Genomic DNA, 15976 nt, shown 5'->3' with positions numbered 1-15976 from the left:
CTATGAAGAATTTTTACTTATTGATAATTTTATTGGTTTCGGGTTTTGGATTTGCTCAAAATGCTAGGATTGGGGAGTATGAGGTAAAAACTGTATTAAACATAAAAGCCGGCTCTGGAAGTTATAGTAGTAGTTGCCGAAATGATGTTAAGGTTGACTTAATTTATAATGACGGTACTATAACGATTATTAATGAAAACATAGGTGGAATACCCTCTGATCGATATACACTATATGAAAAAACAATTAATGTATTGGCAACCAGAAAACCCGTTAAAGTACAGGTTTATTCTTCTAGAAACTGGAAAAGAAAAGTTGGTGGTTGTGGAGGTAAGGGTTCTTTTAATGGCGATAAAAGAGAAAGTACACAATTTTTTTCATGTCTAAATAATTATACTGATATTGTAAGATGGTGGGATGATAAATTGTCTATAACAAACAATCCAATACTTACAATTATAAATCCTAAAGACGATTCCTTTCCGACAGACAGTAATATTACAATAGCATCACATACTGGATTTTTACCATCCGAATACAATTGGCAATATTCGCTTAATCCAGATCCTGATGAAGACCTTAACTCTCGAAGTTGGACAAATTTACCTCAATATAATACCCAATCAAGTATATCTACTAATGCAAAAGCCATTTTAGGCGCAAATGCAGCTAATTTCCATGGAAATAAAATTTATTTCAGACAAAAAGCATGCAATATTGTGTCTAAACCTGTTATGTATATAATTCGTCAATCTGCACCTTTTATCATTTCTCATAACGAGAAAGAAACTACTTGTTTTAATAGTGAAGATGGTAAATTAGTTCTCAAATTCAGCAGACCTCTAATTAGTGCTGAGCAACTTAATTATTCTATAGTAGATTATGATGATGAAAAACAAACTTGGAAAGAAGTTATGTGTTCAACACAAGATAATGGAGGGATTATTGTTGATGCATCTAATAGTTTCCAAATTCCCTGTGATTTCGCTAAAGGCAGATACAAGTTATATTTTATAGGATCGATTAATGGGGTAAATACCAATCCATCAACAAACTTCGATAATCCATTTTTTTTTGAAATCAAGTCTCCAGCTCCCGTAGATTTCTCCATTACATCCAAAACAAATATCCTTTGTTATGGTGTGAATGATGGCGCAATCGAAATTACTGCTACTGGAGGTACTGCCAATGGTATTTATCAATATTCAACAAATGATGATTCTACCTGGAAATCTTTTACCAATGGAAATAAACATACCATCACTAATTTACAAAAAGGAGATTGTACTATAAAAGTCCGAAAGATAAAAGACGCAAGCGATACTATTGGGTGTATTGCTAAACTATCTGGTACAGAAAATGACAAAATTCTTACTGAGAACATCTCAGAACCATTAGTACCTTTAATTCTAAATTACACATTCAAAAAAGACCCCACTTTTTACGGAGCGGCCAACGGAAAATTAGTTGCCGCCATATCTGGTGGGACTATTAATGATGATAAATCCTATGGTTTTGAATGGAAAAATAGTATTGGTATTGTTATGCCTGCAACAGCTCAGTATAATTCTGCCGATAAAACATATAATATCACATTAGAAAATGCTCCTGAGGGAGAATACAAACTAACTGTAAAAGATAAAAATTACAATAACGCCACAAATAAAGAAGGCTGCTCTATTATCGAGTCCTCTCAAATATTAACGCAGCCCGAAAAAATTAAAATCACATTACAAGAAATACAACCTATTTCTTGTAACACTGAAAATGGAGAGTCGGATATAAATAAATTCTCTGACGGAATTTTAAAAGCAACAGTAAGCGGTGGTATTCCATTTACAGGAACAGCAAATAATGGTTTACCCTACTCCTTTATTTGGTCAAAATATAATACTATAACAGGGTTATGGGAGGAATTGTCAGAATATAAAACAGCAACTGCTGAGAATCTTTCGCAAGGAAACTATTCATTAAATATTATTGATGCTAACGGCATAGTACAGGGAACGTATAATACTACAGATTTAGTAACAGCTATTCCAACAACAAAAGAAATGGTAGAGCCTGCTAAACTAGAACTAACATTTGATTCTGGAAATGTTTCTTGTCACGCAGGCAATAATGGCTGGGCTCAAGCGAATGTTACAGGAGGATCCAGTCCTTATACCTATACTTGGTACAATACAGGTGAAGGAATTATTGACGTTAATAAAATTTCTCATTTAACTGCAGGTACCTATACTGTTGAAGTTATTGATGCAAAAGGCTGTTTTACAAAAGGGAGTATTGCAATAAGTGAACCTGAATTTCCTGTCGCAATTGAGTATACAGAAATTTTTACTCCTACTTTTTCAGGAGCCACCAATGGAAGAATTGTAGCTAAGATAACAGGAGGAACACCAAATGATGATAAATCATATCAATATGAATGGAAAAACTCTGTAGGAGTGCTACAAACTACATCTACAGAATTAAAAGATGGATTTTATACTATTACTCTAAATGGTGTTCCTGCCGATACTTATTTTTTAACAATTAAGGATAAAAATTATAACGAAGGAACAACTCAAATCATTAATTGTTCCGTATTAGAGTCAAAAGTCGCATTGACCGAACCTGATCCACTTGTAGTTACCTTCGAAATTAAACAAACCATTTCTTGTAATACTAGTAACGAATTTGGAAATGATAAAGATACAACTCCAAAAGATGGTCAGCGTGACGAGTCGCAAGATGGTATTTTAATAGCCCATGTAACTGGAGGAACTCCACTGGCGTCTTCTGCAAATAATGGATTGCCTTATTATTTTTACTGGAAAAAACAACAGGCAGATGGTTCTTGGACGGTTTTAGCTAACATTACAAGCGAAACAGCCTCAAACCTCTCTCATGGAAATTATGCTTTAAATATAAAAGACAGAAACGGGATCATGTTAGGGACTTATGTTAACAATGTGCTCACACAGGAAATTGATGTGACACAATTGATGCAGGAACCTCCAAAATTAGCTGTAACGATAACCAAAGGCGACGTTTTTTGTAATGGCGGAAATGACGGTTGGGCTACAGCAAATGTTGTGGGAGGAACGCCTCCTTATGATTATAGATGGTCTAATGAAGTAGATATTGATGAAAATACGATTCTAAAAGCAGGCGAATACTGGGTGTTTATTACAGATGCTAAAGGATGTACAACACAGGAAAGTGTTACTATCTTACAACCTGCAACACCTTTGTCTATAAAATATACAGAAGTTCTTGACCCCAGTTTTTACAAAGCTACCAATGGAAAAATTGTTGTAGAAGTTACAGGTGGAACAATTTTTCCAGACAACTCCTATTGGTTTGAATGGAAAAATAGTAAAGAAATAATACAAACTACAACCACAACGAGCTTTAGCAATGGTGTTTATACGATCTCTCTAAGCGGGATTCCTGAGGAAACCTATAGCCTAACAGTTCGTGATGCTAATTATAAAGCAGCAACAAATAAAATAAGTTGTACGGTGGCAAATTCAATTACAACTTTGGATGATCCGGATCCGCTTGAAGTTACTTTTGAGATAGTTCGTACTATTTCGTGTAATGTAAGTAATGAATTTGGAAACGAGACCGACGCGAATCCACAAGACAACCAAAGAGACGAATCGCAGGACGGAATTTTAGTAGCTCATGTCAAGGGAGGAATTCAGTTAAAGGCAGATAAAAATAACGCACTACCCTATTTTTATACCTGGAAGAAACAGCAAAAAGATGGTTCATGGATTATTTGGAACGATCAGGATGAAACTGCCGAAAACGTATCTGATGGAACGTATGCCTTAAATATTGAAGATGCCAACGGAATAAAACTCGGAACGTATGTCAATAATGTTTTAGTAAAAGAAGTAGATGTTACCCAATATATGTCGGAACCAGCAAAACTAAATCTGGCTTTTACGAAAGGGAATGCCAGTTGTAACAATGGAGATGATGGTTGGGCAGAAGCACACGTTTCTGGCGGAACTCCGCCTTATACATATGAGTGGACAAATGGTGAAACAACGGCAAGAATTGAAAACATAACGACAAACAACTACTTTGTAATTGCAACCGACGCAAAAGGCTGTGTTGTTCAGGGGAGCATTTTTGTAGGGGATCCGAAAGGGATATTTACTACCGAAACAGTAAAAAATCCAACTTGTTATAGTGGTAATGATGGTTCAATAGAACTAAATGTTACTGGCGGAAATTTACCGTATCGTTTTTTATGGAACACAGGAGCTACTACTAAAGATCTAAACAATCTGGTAGCTGGAAATTATGAAGTAACTATTTCCTGCACGGATTGTTGTGTGTACAAAAAGAAGTTTATTTTAAAAGATCCAAACCCAATTGTGGTTGATTTAGGAAAAGACAGCACTTTATGCAACGATCAGGTATTAGATCTAGATGCTACAATCTCAGATGATAAAGCACAATACAGTTGGAGTGCTACAAATGGATTTACATCAAATCAGGCTAAAGTAAGTTTGACCAAAGCTGGAACTTATACTGTAAAAGTAACTTCAGCTTTGGGCTGTGTTGGAGAAGACGAAATTATAATAAAAACAAATCAGGTGGCAATCAGTTCTGAGTTTTTACTTAGTTCTCAGGCTTACTCAGATGAAGAAGTCATTTTGATAAATACTAGTAATCCTTTTGGAGAAAGTACCCAGTGGATACTACCTAAGGGGGTTAGCATTGTAGAGCAAAAAGAAAAATACATTACACTTAAATTTGATGCTACTGGTATTTATACAATAGGTTTGCAACAAACACAAGGAGATTGTTTTGCAACCTACAATAAAAACATTACAGTAGAAAAACGAAGTACATTACCAAATGTAGGTACAATGTCAAAATTTATTACAGATTTTATAGTAACACCAAATCCAAGCAACGGTAATTTTAAAGCTATTATTAATTTAGAGAATAATAGTACAGTCAATTTACGACTGTTTTCTACTACAGGAGAATTTGCTACGCAGAAAAAAGATTCAGGAAAGAAAAAGTACGAAGTCGATTTTAACACTTCATTGCCCTCTGGAATGTATATTTTAGTACTCGAAACAGAGCAACAAACGCTTGTTAAAAAAATTATCATCTATTAAAAAATGAAAAACTTTTTCAAAAACATAATATTATTTGCTCTTTTTTGTTCCGTTTTGGGGGGCTGGGGAGCTCATGCCCAATTATTTCCTGTCCAATTAACACCTGTTTTTAATAGCCCATACAGTGTCAAATTATCCGATTACGCTACCAGTATGGATACTAAAATGCGGCTGTTAGTCAATCCTACCGATATTTCGATATCGCAACGACAAGTACGCTTAAAATTACACATACAAGGTAACGGACTCCATATACAAACCAGCGATTATATGGTGGGGCAACGCCCTATTTTTATCAATGGAGGCGAATTACAGACCTTAACCAATACTGATATTGGAGCCTTGTTTCGATTAGAAAACCTGCAGGGAATTACAGCTTTACAATATGCCAACGGATTACCAGAAGGCATGTATAGTTTTTGTTTCGAAATGTTTGATTATATGACTAATCAAAGAATTTCGCAAAAAAGCTGTGCGAGTTTATATTTGATTTTAAACGACCCTCCACTTTTAAATACACCGCAGAAAAATGAGCAAATAGCTTCAAGCGATTTCCCCAATATTATGTTTACCTGGACTCCGCGCCAGATGAATGCGACTAATATCTCCTATAAGTTCGAGTTAAAACGCCTTATTGATCCTACACTAGACCCACAGTTTGCCTTCCAGATGTCGCCCTTATTATATGAGGAAACTCTTTTTGGAACTGCACTGTTGTATAATTTAAGTATGCCAATCCTAACGCCGGGTATGCGTTATGCGTGGAGAGTAAAGGCTATATCTACAACAGGACTTTCCGAAAACGCCGTATTTAAAAATGATGGCTATAGTGAAATTTATTCGTTTAAATATACTGCTTCTTGCCCTGCTCCTACCTTTTTGTTAAGCGAATCTCAAAGTTCTAAAAGTGTAAAAATTACTTGGGAAGGAATACCAGAACACACCCGTTATCAGGTACAATATAAAAAACAAAATGTTCGTAATGCGCAATGGTTTTCGACAAATAGTTTAAACACACAAAGTTTAATCACCAATTTAGAGCCAGGTTTAACCTATCAATTCAGAGTAGGTTCAAGTTGTGATCCTGCAACTGATGGCGTTCAGTCGTTTACCTATTCCGGAATCAGCACATTTACAACACCTACTGAAACTAGTGGTGTTCCTGCTTATAATTGCGGTATCATACCCCAGATTAATATTCAGAATCAAAAACCGCTTACCAATTTAATACAAAGTGAAACATTTAAAGCTGGAGATTTTCCAGTAACTATTCTTGAACTCAAAGGCGAGAATAGTCCTTACTCCGGGAGAGGTTATATTATTGTACCTTATCTAAAAGACGCCAAAATTGCTGTTGAGTTTAACAATATTGTAGTAAATACCGATTATCAATTGATTAGTGGTATCGTTGAAACAAGTTATAATCCGGAATGGAAAAACGTTACCGATGTAGAAGATTTCACAGGCGAAGGTCAGGGTGGGCAAATTGAAGAAACTGTTCCGTTTGAGATAAAAGACATTGTTATTAATCCCAATGGAGATATTGTTGTAAATGGTAACGATGGACAACAAGTAACCATTCCGGGAGGAAAAGATACTGTCATTACTGATAGTAAAGGAAATACGTATACTGTAGACAAAGATGGAAATGGAAGTAATGAACCTACAGAGCCCGCAACAGGAGGAAAACCATCTCCCGAAAATACCGATGGTGTAGATAAAAGTGGTCAGGCCATTGCATTTACTGCCAAAGGAATCTCAATTGCTTTTTCAGGAAACGGAAGTAAATATGCTTTTGATGTAATGCCAAATAACGCAGCTACAGCTTTACAAAAGTTATACAAAAAAGTAGGTGATGTTGCTTTGCCTTATAAAGCAGTTTTAAATGGTGATACGGATACTCTATTGGCTACAGTAAATAGTACTGATGCGAATGTAAAAGCGGATAGTATTGTTTTTAAAACCCAAAATGGTGCCAAAATCAACTTTACAAGAAATGATAATGTCTTTGTACTAACGGTAAAAGGAAACCTGAGTTATGCCGAAGAACAAATACTAGCCACCATTAAACAAGGTAATAAATGGAAGGTTATTGGGGCTTTTATGCTCGTACATATTTCTCCTAAAGAAGTAAATGTGGCGCTGGTACCTACAGATAATATTTCAAAAAAAAGGCTTGATGAAGTGATTGCTAATACTCAGGCGATTTATAACAAAGTTGGAGTAAAGATTAATTTCAAGAAAGAGGAAGTATTAAACATAGACAGCCTAGTTTCTGGAAATACAATTCAGACGGAGAAAAATACGCTTACCTCAACTTATAGTACAGACCAGCAAAAGATAAATGGTTTATATCAAAGTACAGAATCAAGTTATGTGCTTTTTGTAACAGATAAGGCTTCAAGTACCGGACAGCAAGGATATATGCGACTGAACGGACAGTTTGGGTATGTATTTAAATCTGGATTAGCAAAAACTCCTGCGCACGAATTAGGTCACGGAATCTTTAAATTAGAACACCCTTTTGAGCGGTACAAGACTTCAGAATCTGGTACCGATTTCTTAATGGACTATAGCTCAGGAACGGTTTTAAATCACCTAGATTGGAAACAAATCAATGATCCTGCGTTTAAGTTGTATGCGTTTCAGAGTCAAGCTAGTGGTCAGTTTGCATTAGCTCAATTAACCCCTAATTGGGAACCATTCACTTATGAAGACTCAAATACTTATGTGACTTTCAATAGGAATACCCCTTCATTGAATGGTACTGTACAGGGGATATCTGTAAATGATGTTGTGTATAAATGGAATTCAACCCAAAATAATTATTTTAGAGAAGGTTCGCTTGAACCATTAAAAATTAAAGTAATTGATAAGCCAAAACCTGATCTAGTTGTACAATTATTTTGGATGAGAGATAAATGTGGATATGATGAAAGATACAGTTCTAAGTGGAGCTATCTTTCTGATAAAAAAGGTTTTAATATAGATGATGTCAAAGAAAAGGGCTTTGTGACCTTTAATGACAGAATACCATGTCAAGTGGAGGGTGTAAATCAAGGAAGTGATTCTGTAGATACGAATTGTGATGGTAAAGATATTGCTGTTTTAAATAAACAGAAAGAAGATGTTGTTACTCTTATAAAAACTGTTGACATTAATGTACTAACTAAGAAAATAAATGAAGTTGATATTTGTGCCATTAGAAAACTCACATATGAACAAATTGAGAGCTTAGTCACTAAGATTTCATCTTTAAAAGACATTGATGATGAACACGAAAAAGCCTTATTGAGGCTAATGAATAGTGTAAAAGAAGAAAAATATCGCTCTTTATATGATTTATTAGAAAATGGCAACAACAAATTAATAAAGCATTACATTAATGAGTTCAATGACCATTCTATAAATCCTTTCGATGGTAATAATTATACATCATTAAACATGATGTTATTAAAGATGTATCAGTCTAATCCTAAAGCATGGATTGACAGAATACCAGTTAGTGATTTACCAGAATATTTTGTAGACAAATATTTTACAAAACCAACGGTAAAAATACTTTCTCTGAATGATTTGATTTCAGGTACTTCTGAAATATATGAGCAAGGTTTTCAATACAATCCAGATAATGGAAAAATAAGAATAATACACACCGCCACAGCAATTCAAGCAGTTATAGGTAATGCAACTGGTGCATATTATGCTCCGGTAGGAATGCCACGAATAATCAGTACGATAGAAGTGGATCCGCTTACTCCTGTAATGATTGATTTTAATGATGATTTACAGGTGATAGAAATCGCTTTGAACAATGCAGGCTATCAAAAGGGTCAGGAGATTGTGATACCAGCCTTGTTTTTAAAATTTGGTTTAGATAAACTGAAGAGCAATACTATTGAAAAATCTTCTTTACTTGCATTAAATGGATTGACGATAGTAACGGGTGCACCTGCAATTATTCAAGGCGCAACTCTAGCCAAGCGTTTATGGGCACTTGCAGAAGTAGCTGGAGCAGCTGGAGATATAGCTGTAAATACAGAATATGTTCAAAAAAATCATCCTAAATTAACTACTGCTACTAATATTTTTAATGGTAGCATGGGAGTTGTTGGATTAAAAAATTTAATAACAAATACAGGAATTCGAAGTTTTGTGAAAAATTTACCACCTCAGGTAAAACAAGCTTTTAAGGATAGTAAAGAAATAAAATCCATACTCGCAGCTAAATACATAAATTGGAAAATTGCCGTTTCCGAGATTAAAGATATTAGCACAGCAGAACAACAATTAATCTCCAAGCAAGAAGATGTCTGGAAAGCTTTTGGAATGACTGAGAAAGTGATAGAAGCGGAAAGTTCTATTAACAAAATTCTGAAAAATGCTGATTTCAAAAATATCTATGACGATTTATTGAGTGGAGCTACACCTAGGAGATTTGCTAAAGAATTATCTCTAGAAGAAGAAGCTATTTATAAATTTTACACTAATGTATCTTATTATAAATTTAATCAATCATTGATTGAAGGAAGTAAAGCTGAGGATGTTATAGAAATAGAAAAATTATTAAATAGGTCTTTAGATAAAATAAAATCATCTCCCTCAACTTACTATCGTGGCATAGGTAAGGTAGAAATGGATAAATTAGATAATTTTAAAGAAGGAGATAAAATCTCTTATGAAAACTTTTTATCTAGTACCGACGATCAATTAATAGCGGTTAAATTTATAGAAAATAATATCCGAAAAACGGGAGAAGGAGCTTTAGTTATTATAGAATCAAAAAATGCTAAAAATATCAAAATGTTTTCTGATGCATCCAAAGAAAATGAATTTTTACATAAAAGTAATTCCAAATTTATTTTAAAAGAAGTCTTAAGGAATAAAGTGATAAATTCTTTGGAAGTTGCTATAGATGGTGCAGCTCCACAATATGGAACAATTTATAAAATACAAGAATTATGAGAAAATTAGAAGAACTTACAAAATTATACGATAGTAGCGCTGAACTTTTTACAGAAAAAGGTTTTTTAGATGCAGTCATATATATTAAAGAATGGAGTAGTCTTACAGATATTGAAAAAATTAAAAAAAGAAAGAATCGCTTAAAATATAACGAAATTCATTTTAATGAAACTATTCAAGAAAAAAAGAAGTATGATTATGAAAAAAGTGTCATAAAAACATCAGAATTGATAATGCTTTTCATGGAAAAAACAGATATATTCCTAGATATAGAAATGAAAAATATTAGTAATAATTATTTATTTCGAATTAGTAATTTATTATACTGTGAAAAGTTTTTAATCAACAATCATTTATCATATAAAATGATTAATCATGTACCATATGAAATTTTTGAACCATTAATCGAAAAAATTAATAAATCCCAAGAGTATAAAGAATACGGATTAGAAGGATTATTTAAAGAATATAAAAAAATGACCAAGCTTTATAACGAAGAACCATATGAATAATCAGGTAAATTTAAATGCTGTACTACTAAATGTTTATGTTAGATATAAAAAAATTTCCTAAAAAAGAATTATCTGAAATGGAATTAATCTTATTAGCTCAAATGGCTGAAGAAGTATTATTAAACTCTGAGAAACTTAAACAAGTATCCGAACCAATACCGGTTATTGAGAATGGTGTACACAAAACTATGGACGGGATGAAAGTATATTATGTTGACTTTATAGAAATATTGTAAAATGAAACGAATAACAATTAATGAGCTTCCTGAAATTATTACAGAAGATGTATTTAATATTTTAGTTAAAATGGCACTAGAGTCTCCACAGTCATCAGAATGGGGCGACATTTATTTTTATCTTGTAGATAATAATTATTCTTTATTAAGGAGAATCTTAGATAAGTTTGATGAAAATCAAAGAGCCATCGAACAAGCTAAAGAAGACTCTAAAAGTGAGGAGCAAAGAAAGAAAGAAAAAGAAGACTGGTATGAGTTTGTAAAAAATGCTGATCCTGCCGAATTCTACGGCAATATGGGAGAACCTGAAACACCACAACAGTATAAGGATAAATATGGAGTTTGGCCTCCAGGATACGATGAAAGTGGTAATAAAATATAATATTAATATTTTTATTTAATTAGAAAATACAACATTTTATGTGCAATACAAATTACAAGATTTAAGAGATACATATAAAAATGTTTCTGATTTGTATAAAAAAGATCCGTATAAAAAACATTAGCACTGATTATTAAATGTTTATGTTAGATATAAAAAAATTTCCTAAAAAAGAAATTATCTTATTAGCTCAAATGGCTGAAGACGATTCCAATTTGATTAATTGGATAGAATTCTCTAATACATTAACTGGAGAACAAAAATTAGAAGTTCATAATAAACATATTGAATTATCAAGGAAAATCGAAAAGGATAAGTTTGAATCAATGACTTCTGAAGAAAAAAAGGCAGAAAATGAAAAATTAAATAAAAGTATAAATACCAATCATTTCACAGGAAATATGGGAGAATTAAAAGGAGAACATGGAAACGATGAAAACGGAAAAAGCCTTAAAAATGGTCGAGATATTATGAAAGGAGAATTATGAAATTAGATAGTCAACACTTATACAAAGCTTTAAAAAGTAATACTGAAATTCTTGCTACAGAATTAGAGGAACTTAATTATGGGAGAATGTTTTGGAAATTCGATTTTATTGTTGATAACCAAAAAGTCAATAATCCATTATTAAAATGTGAATTTGAAGGGCTTTTTGTAGACCTTAACCTTTTTAAAATGGAATCAGAAAACGGAAAATATATTTATATTCCAAAATACAATCCTGTAATATACAATACCCAATCAAAAGAATTTAAAGAGTATAAATCACCTATCGAACCACAAAACAATGATTTTGTGAGAAACTATTTCTTTGATAACAATTTGATTATTCTTCATGAAAGAAGTGTTTATAAAATTAATTTAGAAAGCGGAACTATTACAAATACTTCTTTTGAATTTGGGAGTGTTATATTAAATGATATTTATTTATCCGATGGACGATTCCTACTGGCATTTAAAAATCTAAAAAACTATGAAGATGAAGAACAAGAAATTAAACTGTAGTACTATGAAAAGGATAATAACCCTATTTCTTGTATTCTATTCGTTGGTTTCTTTTGCACAATGTCCTCTTAATGTATTGGCAGATGACTTGTCAAAAACCAATAAAGAATTTAAAGAATTCGTTAATGAAAGCTCTGGTTTTAAAGCTTGGCAAATATTAGAAAAAGAGGCTCCAACACTACGTACAGAAATTAGTGAGTTAAGCTTGGTTTCCAAAAATCTAGATGCTATTGAAAAAGCAGGAGGATATACGAAATGGAAAGCATTAGGAGATGTTGGGAAGGTTCCAACAAGACTTGTAATAGATGGAAAAATATTAAGAGGGTCTTCACAAGAATATTCACTTGCAAAAAAATAGTTAATGAGTATATACAAGGAGAAATTTATAAAATTAAAAAATCTGGTTTACCTGAAATTGAACAAAAAAGGCAATTGCAAATTTGCAAAAACAAAATAAAGCCTATTTAGAAGGCAAAATTGATAATTTGATATTTGATAAAAGTGAGATTAGAAAAAGTGGTGACATTTTCGATAAAGAACAGATTTTCAACGCATATAAGGTTGATAAAGATGGAGGAGTAAATACGAATGATGCTTGGTTAAGAAACCAAGATACTGAGTATGTAATGCTTTCAGAAATTGCTCACTCATTAGGTGCAAAAAAAGGAGAAATTTATAATAATATCACAGGGGAATTAAAAATTGTTTCGGAATTGACATACTGCACTTCTTGTCAGGGTGTGATTCAAGATTTCAGTAAGATGTTTCCGAATGTAGATATTGTATTGATCGATAATTTAAAATACTAAAAAAATGAAAGTTACACAGGTAATGTATGCGCCAATTGCAGCACGACAATATACATACAGATTTAATAAAGAAAATAACACCAATATTGATGTTACAGATGAAATTATTGACGGTTCTCCATTTGTTTATATTGATTTTAAAGATACTTCTGCTCAATTAATACACAAGTATTCATACGAATTAGGACAAATTCAATATTATTTGGCGAAAAGTAAAGAAAGTTGGTTACCAATAGCTGACTACCCTTTTCCTCCTACAGAAAAATAAATATTATGCATAATTTAAAAAGTATTCTTGAAATTTATAAAAAAGAAAATATAAGTCTAGATGAAATCATGTTTATCGAAATGATTGATAAACATAAAAGTTGGCAATTAATGACTGATGAAGAAAAGTTTCAGGATAAAAAGCAATCTTATTTAATAAATATTAAATTCGATGGGGCTTCTTTAGAAATTGAATATGAAAAACAAATTATTGTTTTTTTAGAAAAAGTATTGTTTTTTATTAGAACAATTAATGAACAGGAAATTTTTAGTGAATATTTATCTCTTAATAAAGAGGATAAAATACTATTTCGTATGTATTATTTGTTGTATAGTGAAAAAGAATTATTACTACATACGAGAAGTTCAAGAGGAACAAAAGTTCATATTCCATTTGAAACTTTTGAGGATTTAATAAATCAAATAAATTTTACTGCATTATATGAAGAATATAAACTAAAACAACTTTTTGAAGATTATAGTTTGTTGTTGAAACTATTTTCGGAAAAACCTTAAAATTAAAGTAAAAAGTAAATATTTGATGAAAATACAATGAGTTACGTTTTTTAGTTTCCTAGCTAAGATTATCCCTAGCTCGCGCGAGTATTTTGCTCGTGAATGAATATGCAAAGAAAAAATACAGATTAAATTAAGGAATAAACCATACCTTTTTGAATGAAGGCTACCAAATAACAAATAAATTAATGGAAACTAAAAAATTACACATGAAAAAAAATATTTTAACCCTAATAATTGTGCTAATAAGCATTAGCAGTTTTGCACAAAAGCTAAAGATCGATAAAGGAGAAATCAAATTAGATGATAAAACAATTGGTTATATAGAGGGTAAAAAACCTGTTTTTAAAATCTACAGTTTAGATAAAAGCTATGTTATTACTGCAGAATTAAAGGATGCTCCAAATGCACCATCTATGACGCTACCATGGATAGAAATTAAAGATGAGGCAACAGGAAAGTCGAATGAATTAGAATTTAAGAATAAGAGTAGAAAATTTAGTGCCTTTAATTATGATAGAAGCATTGTTTACGAGCTCATGGATAGAAATCTAGTAACTGCTGAAGGTTTAAATAAAGAAACTACGGAAAGTTTTATTAACGGAGAATCAGCAGGTATTGCTAAAAAACGTTTGGGAGATCAAAGTGTGATAAACAATGCAAGTGCTATCGCAGATACTCATCAATTAGCTATTGATGACGCAGGAACTATTTACAGCATAAAAGCGCAAAACCCTGATCCTTTAGATAAAAGAATAGGCTATATCAGGATGACATCCCCATCAACAAATGGAGAGTTAATGTATGAAATTATGGATTTAGATAATTATAAAATTGCTACTTGGTATGCAAAAGCTGCTATGGTTTCAGGCTATGATAAATTTTTAAATCAAGAACTTATTACGTTTGATAATAAGGTTTTTAAAGCCACTTTTGACAATAGAGGTAATCCGATTGGATATAGAATGAGCAAAGATATAACTGCAATGAATATTGTGAGAGTACTTGTTGGTAACGGATACACTTTAGGGAGTCAATATTTAGAAAACAGAAAATAATTAAGTTAACAGAAATTAAATAAAGATGAAAAAGAGATTTTTAGTAGTGGTAGCATTACAACTTTTTATGTTATTGGGCAGTTGTAGCTCAGATTCAGACAATAATGATAATTCAGGAAAAGCAGAAGAGTTACAAAAAGGAGAAATTAAAGCAGACTTTATTGTACATAGTGTTGACGATTTTGTGATAAACAATGATGATACTGCTTTCTTTGTAGGACAAACACCTAATGATAATGATTATCCTGTTAAATTTCAAAAAATTGATAAGAATGGAAATTTAACATTACTAAAAGGAATAAATAATTATAATTTTTTATCAAGTAAGTTAGCAGTTACACCTACGGGAGATTTTTTGATAATAACATCCGATGATGATAAAATATTTCGTTTCGAGAATAACTACAAAGAAATAAATCTATTTTATACAATGAAACCAATCAGCTCTCCGTTTGCCAACAAAATTAGGCTTAGAGCAATTACTGAAAACAATGATAACACATATTTTGTATTTGATCAGGACAATAGCCAAATAAAAAGATTTCTCCCGGAATTAAATACCGACGTTTTTGTTGCAGGTTCAGGTAAAAAAGAGATTGTCGATGGAGCAGGTTTAGATGCCGGGTTCGGAAGCGTATCTAAAATAATTTCTCATAATAATACTTTATATCTCATAGACAATTTATATACTGGGAATACTTTAATCAGCTCCAATATTCGAAAATTGGAATATATTAATAATCAATGGAAAGTCTCAACTTTACTTTCAACAACAGATGATGATAATTCTTTTCGAGATATTGTTTTTGATTCAAAAAATGATTTGCTAGTATTAAAAGGAAAAGGAATTTATAAATTGAACCTTGTGGATAATACTTGGTCACTTTTTAAAGATGGAGAACTAAAAGTGGCTGCATTTGGTAAAAATTCTTCAATTAAATTAACAGTTGATTTTAGTTCTCTTAAAAGTTTTAAGATTAAAAACAATGATTTGTATTTGGTGACAAATTCTGATTTTATCAAAATTTCAGATTTCCAAACAAAATTTGCAACAGCAGAAAAATAAAAACAGATTAAAAAAACATTACAGCCC

13 protein-coding genes are annotated in these 15976 nt (G+C 32.0%); all 13 read left to right on the top strand.

Features of this window, described 5'->3' with window-relative positions; translation table 11 throughout:
* The first annotated feature begins 2 nt into the window (after positions 1 to 2).
* The 13 genes from EAG11_RS03270 to EAG11_RS03215 all read left to right on the top strand — a co-directional run bounded on the left by EAG11_RS03270 (position 3) and on the right by EAG11_RS03215 (position 15949).
* On the top strand, positions 3 to 5132 hold the full coding sequence (locus tag EAG11_RS03270) for a T9SS type A sorting domain-containing protein (protein ID WP_129537886.1): 5130 nt from the start codon (positions 3 to 5) through the stop codon (positions 5130 to 5132).
* Positions 5133 to 5135: 3 nt separating this feature from the next.
* The gene (locus EAG11_RS03265) at positions 5136 to 10097 is read left to right on the top strand and encodes a fibronectin type III domain-containing protein (protein ID WP_129537885.1); all 4962 of its coding nucleotides are present in this window, start codon (positions 5136 to 5138) and stop codon (positions 10095 to 10097) included.
* On the top strand, positions 10094 to 10609 hold the full coding sequence (locus EAG11_RS03260) for a hypothetical protein (protein WP_129537884.1): 516 nt from the start codon (positions 10094 to 10096) through the stop codon (positions 10607 to 10609). The genes EAG11_RS03265 and EAG11_RS03260 overlap by 4 nt, the downstream gene beginning before the upstream one ends.
* A gap of 29 nt (positions 10610 to 10638) precedes the next feature.
* Positions 10639 to 10845, top strand: coding sequence for a hypothetical protein (locus EAG11_RS21625; RefSeq protein ID WP_164998651.1), 207 nt, complete (start codon positions 10639 to 10641; stop codon positions 10843 to 10845).
* A 1-nt stretch (position 10846) separates the two neighbouring features.
* Positions 10847 to 11227: a hypothetical protein gene (locus EAG11_RS03255; RefSeq protein ID WP_129537883.1), complete on the top strand. Its 381-nt coding sequence runs from the start codon at positions 10847 to 10849 to the stop codon at positions 11225 to 11227.
* Between the two features lie 143 nt (positions 11228 to 11370).
* Positions 11371 to 11715: a hypothetical protein gene (locus EAG11_RS03250; protein ID WP_129537882.1), complete on the top strand. Its 345-nt coding sequence runs from the start codon at positions 11371 to 11373 to the stop codon at positions 11713 to 11715.
* Positions 11712 to 12233 (top strand): hypothetical protein, encoded by a 522-nt coding sequence (locus tag EAG11_RS03245; RefSeq protein WP_129537881.1) that lies wholly within the window; start codon positions 11712 to 11714, stop codon positions 12231 to 12233. The genes EAG11_RS03250 and EAG11_RS03245 overlap by 4 nt, the downstream gene beginning before the upstream one ends.
* Positions 12234 to 12237: 4 nt before the next feature.
* Positions 12238 to 12591, top strand: coding sequence for a hypothetical protein (locus EAG11_RS03240; protein WP_129537880.1), 354 nt, complete (start codon positions 12238 to 12240; stop codon positions 12589 to 12591).
* Between the two features lie 82 nt (positions 12592 to 12673).
* Positions 12674 to 13042: a deaminase domain-containing protein gene (locus tag EAG11_RS03235; RefSeq protein ID WP_242499251.1), complete on the top strand. Its 369-nt coding sequence runs from the start codon at positions 12674 to 12676 to the stop codon at positions 13040 to 13042.
* 4 nt (positions 13043 to 13046) lie between these two features.
* Positions 13047 to 13310: a hypothetical protein gene (locus tag EAG11_RS03230; protein WP_129537879.1), complete on the top strand. Its 264-nt coding sequence runs from the start codon at positions 13047 to 13049 to the stop codon at positions 13308 to 13310.
* Positions 13311 to 13315: 5 nt separating this feature from the next.
* Complete coding sequence (locus tag EAG11_RS03225; protein WP_129537878.1) at positions 13316 to 13825, top strand: hypothetical protein; 510 nt, start codon at positions 13316 to 13318, stop codon at positions 13823 to 13825.
* A gap of 209 nt (positions 13826 to 14034) precedes the next feature.
* Complete coding sequence (locus EAG11_RS03220; RefSeq protein ID WP_129537877.1) at positions 14035 to 14883, top strand: hypothetical protein; 849 nt, start codon at positions 14035 to 14037, stop codon at positions 14881 to 14883.
* Between the two features lie 25 nt (positions 14884 to 14908).
* Positions 14909 to 15949, top strand: a complete 1041-nt coding sequence (locus EAG11_RS03215) for a hypothetical protein (RefSeq protein WP_129537876.1) — start codon at positions 14909 to 14911, stop codon at positions 15947 to 15949.
* Positions 15950 to 15976 lie beyond the last annotated feature (27 nt).

It is taken from the genome of Flavobacterium sp. 140616W15 (assembly GCF_003668995.1).
Lineage (GTDB): Bacteria > Bacteroidota > Bacteroidia > Flavobacteriales > Flavobacteriaceae > Flavobacterium.
This window is presented reverse-complemented; position numbering and strand designations above follow the sequence as displayed.

What these genes read in the sequence shown, in the direction of transcription:
- EAG11_RS03230 (WP_129537879.1), top strand. Translation starts at nt 13,047, where the DNA reads ATGAAAGTTACACAGGTAATGTATGCGCCAATTGCAGCACGACAATAT.
- EAG11_RS03240 (WP_129537880.1), top strand. Translation starts at nt 12,238, where the DNA reads ATGAAAAGGATAATAACCCTATTTCTTGTATTCTATTCGTTGGTTTCT.
- EAG11_RS03225 (WP_129537878.1), top strand. Translation starts at nt 13,316, where the DNA reads ATGCATAATTTAAAAAGTATTCTTGAAATTTATAAAAAAGAAAATATA.
- EAG11_RS21625 (WP_164998651.1), top strand. Translation starts at nt 10,639, where the DNA reads ATGTTTATGTTAGATATAAAAAAATTTCCTAAAAAAGAATTATCTGAA.
- EAG11_RS03220 (WP_129537877.1), top strand. Translation starts at nt 14,035, where the DNA reads ATGAAAAAAAATATTTTAACCCTAATAATTGTGCTAATAAGCATTAGC.
- EAG11_RS03265 (WP_129537885.1), top strand. Translation starts at nt 5,136, where the DNA reads ATGAAAAACTTTTTCAAAAACATAATATTATTTGCTCTTTTTTGTTCC.
- EAG11_RS03260 (WP_129537884.1), top strand. Translation starts at nt 10,094, where the DNA reads ATGAGAAAATTAGAAGAACTTACAAAATTATACGATAGTAGCGCTGAA.
- EAG11_RS03215 (WP_129537876.1), top strand. Translation starts at nt 14,909, where the DNA reads ATGAAAAAGAGATTTTTAGTAGTGGTAGCATTACAACTTTTTATGTTA.
- EAG11_RS03270 (WP_129537886.1), top strand. Translation starts at nt 3, where the DNA reads ATGAAGAATTTTTACTTATTGATAATTTTATTGGTTTCGGGTTTTGGA.
- EAG11_RS03250 (WP_129537882.1), top strand. Translation starts at nt 11,371, where the DNA reads ATGTTAGATATAAAAAAATTTCCTAAAAAAGAAATTATCTTATTAGCT.
- EAG11_RS03245 (WP_129537881.1), top strand. Translation starts at nt 11,712, where the DNA reads ATGAAATTAGATAGTCAACACTTATACAAAGCTTTAAAAAGTAATACT.
- EAG11_RS03255 (WP_129537883.1), top strand. Translation starts at nt 10,847, where the DNA reads ATGAAACGAATAACAATTAATGAGCTTCCTGAAATTATTACAGAAGAT.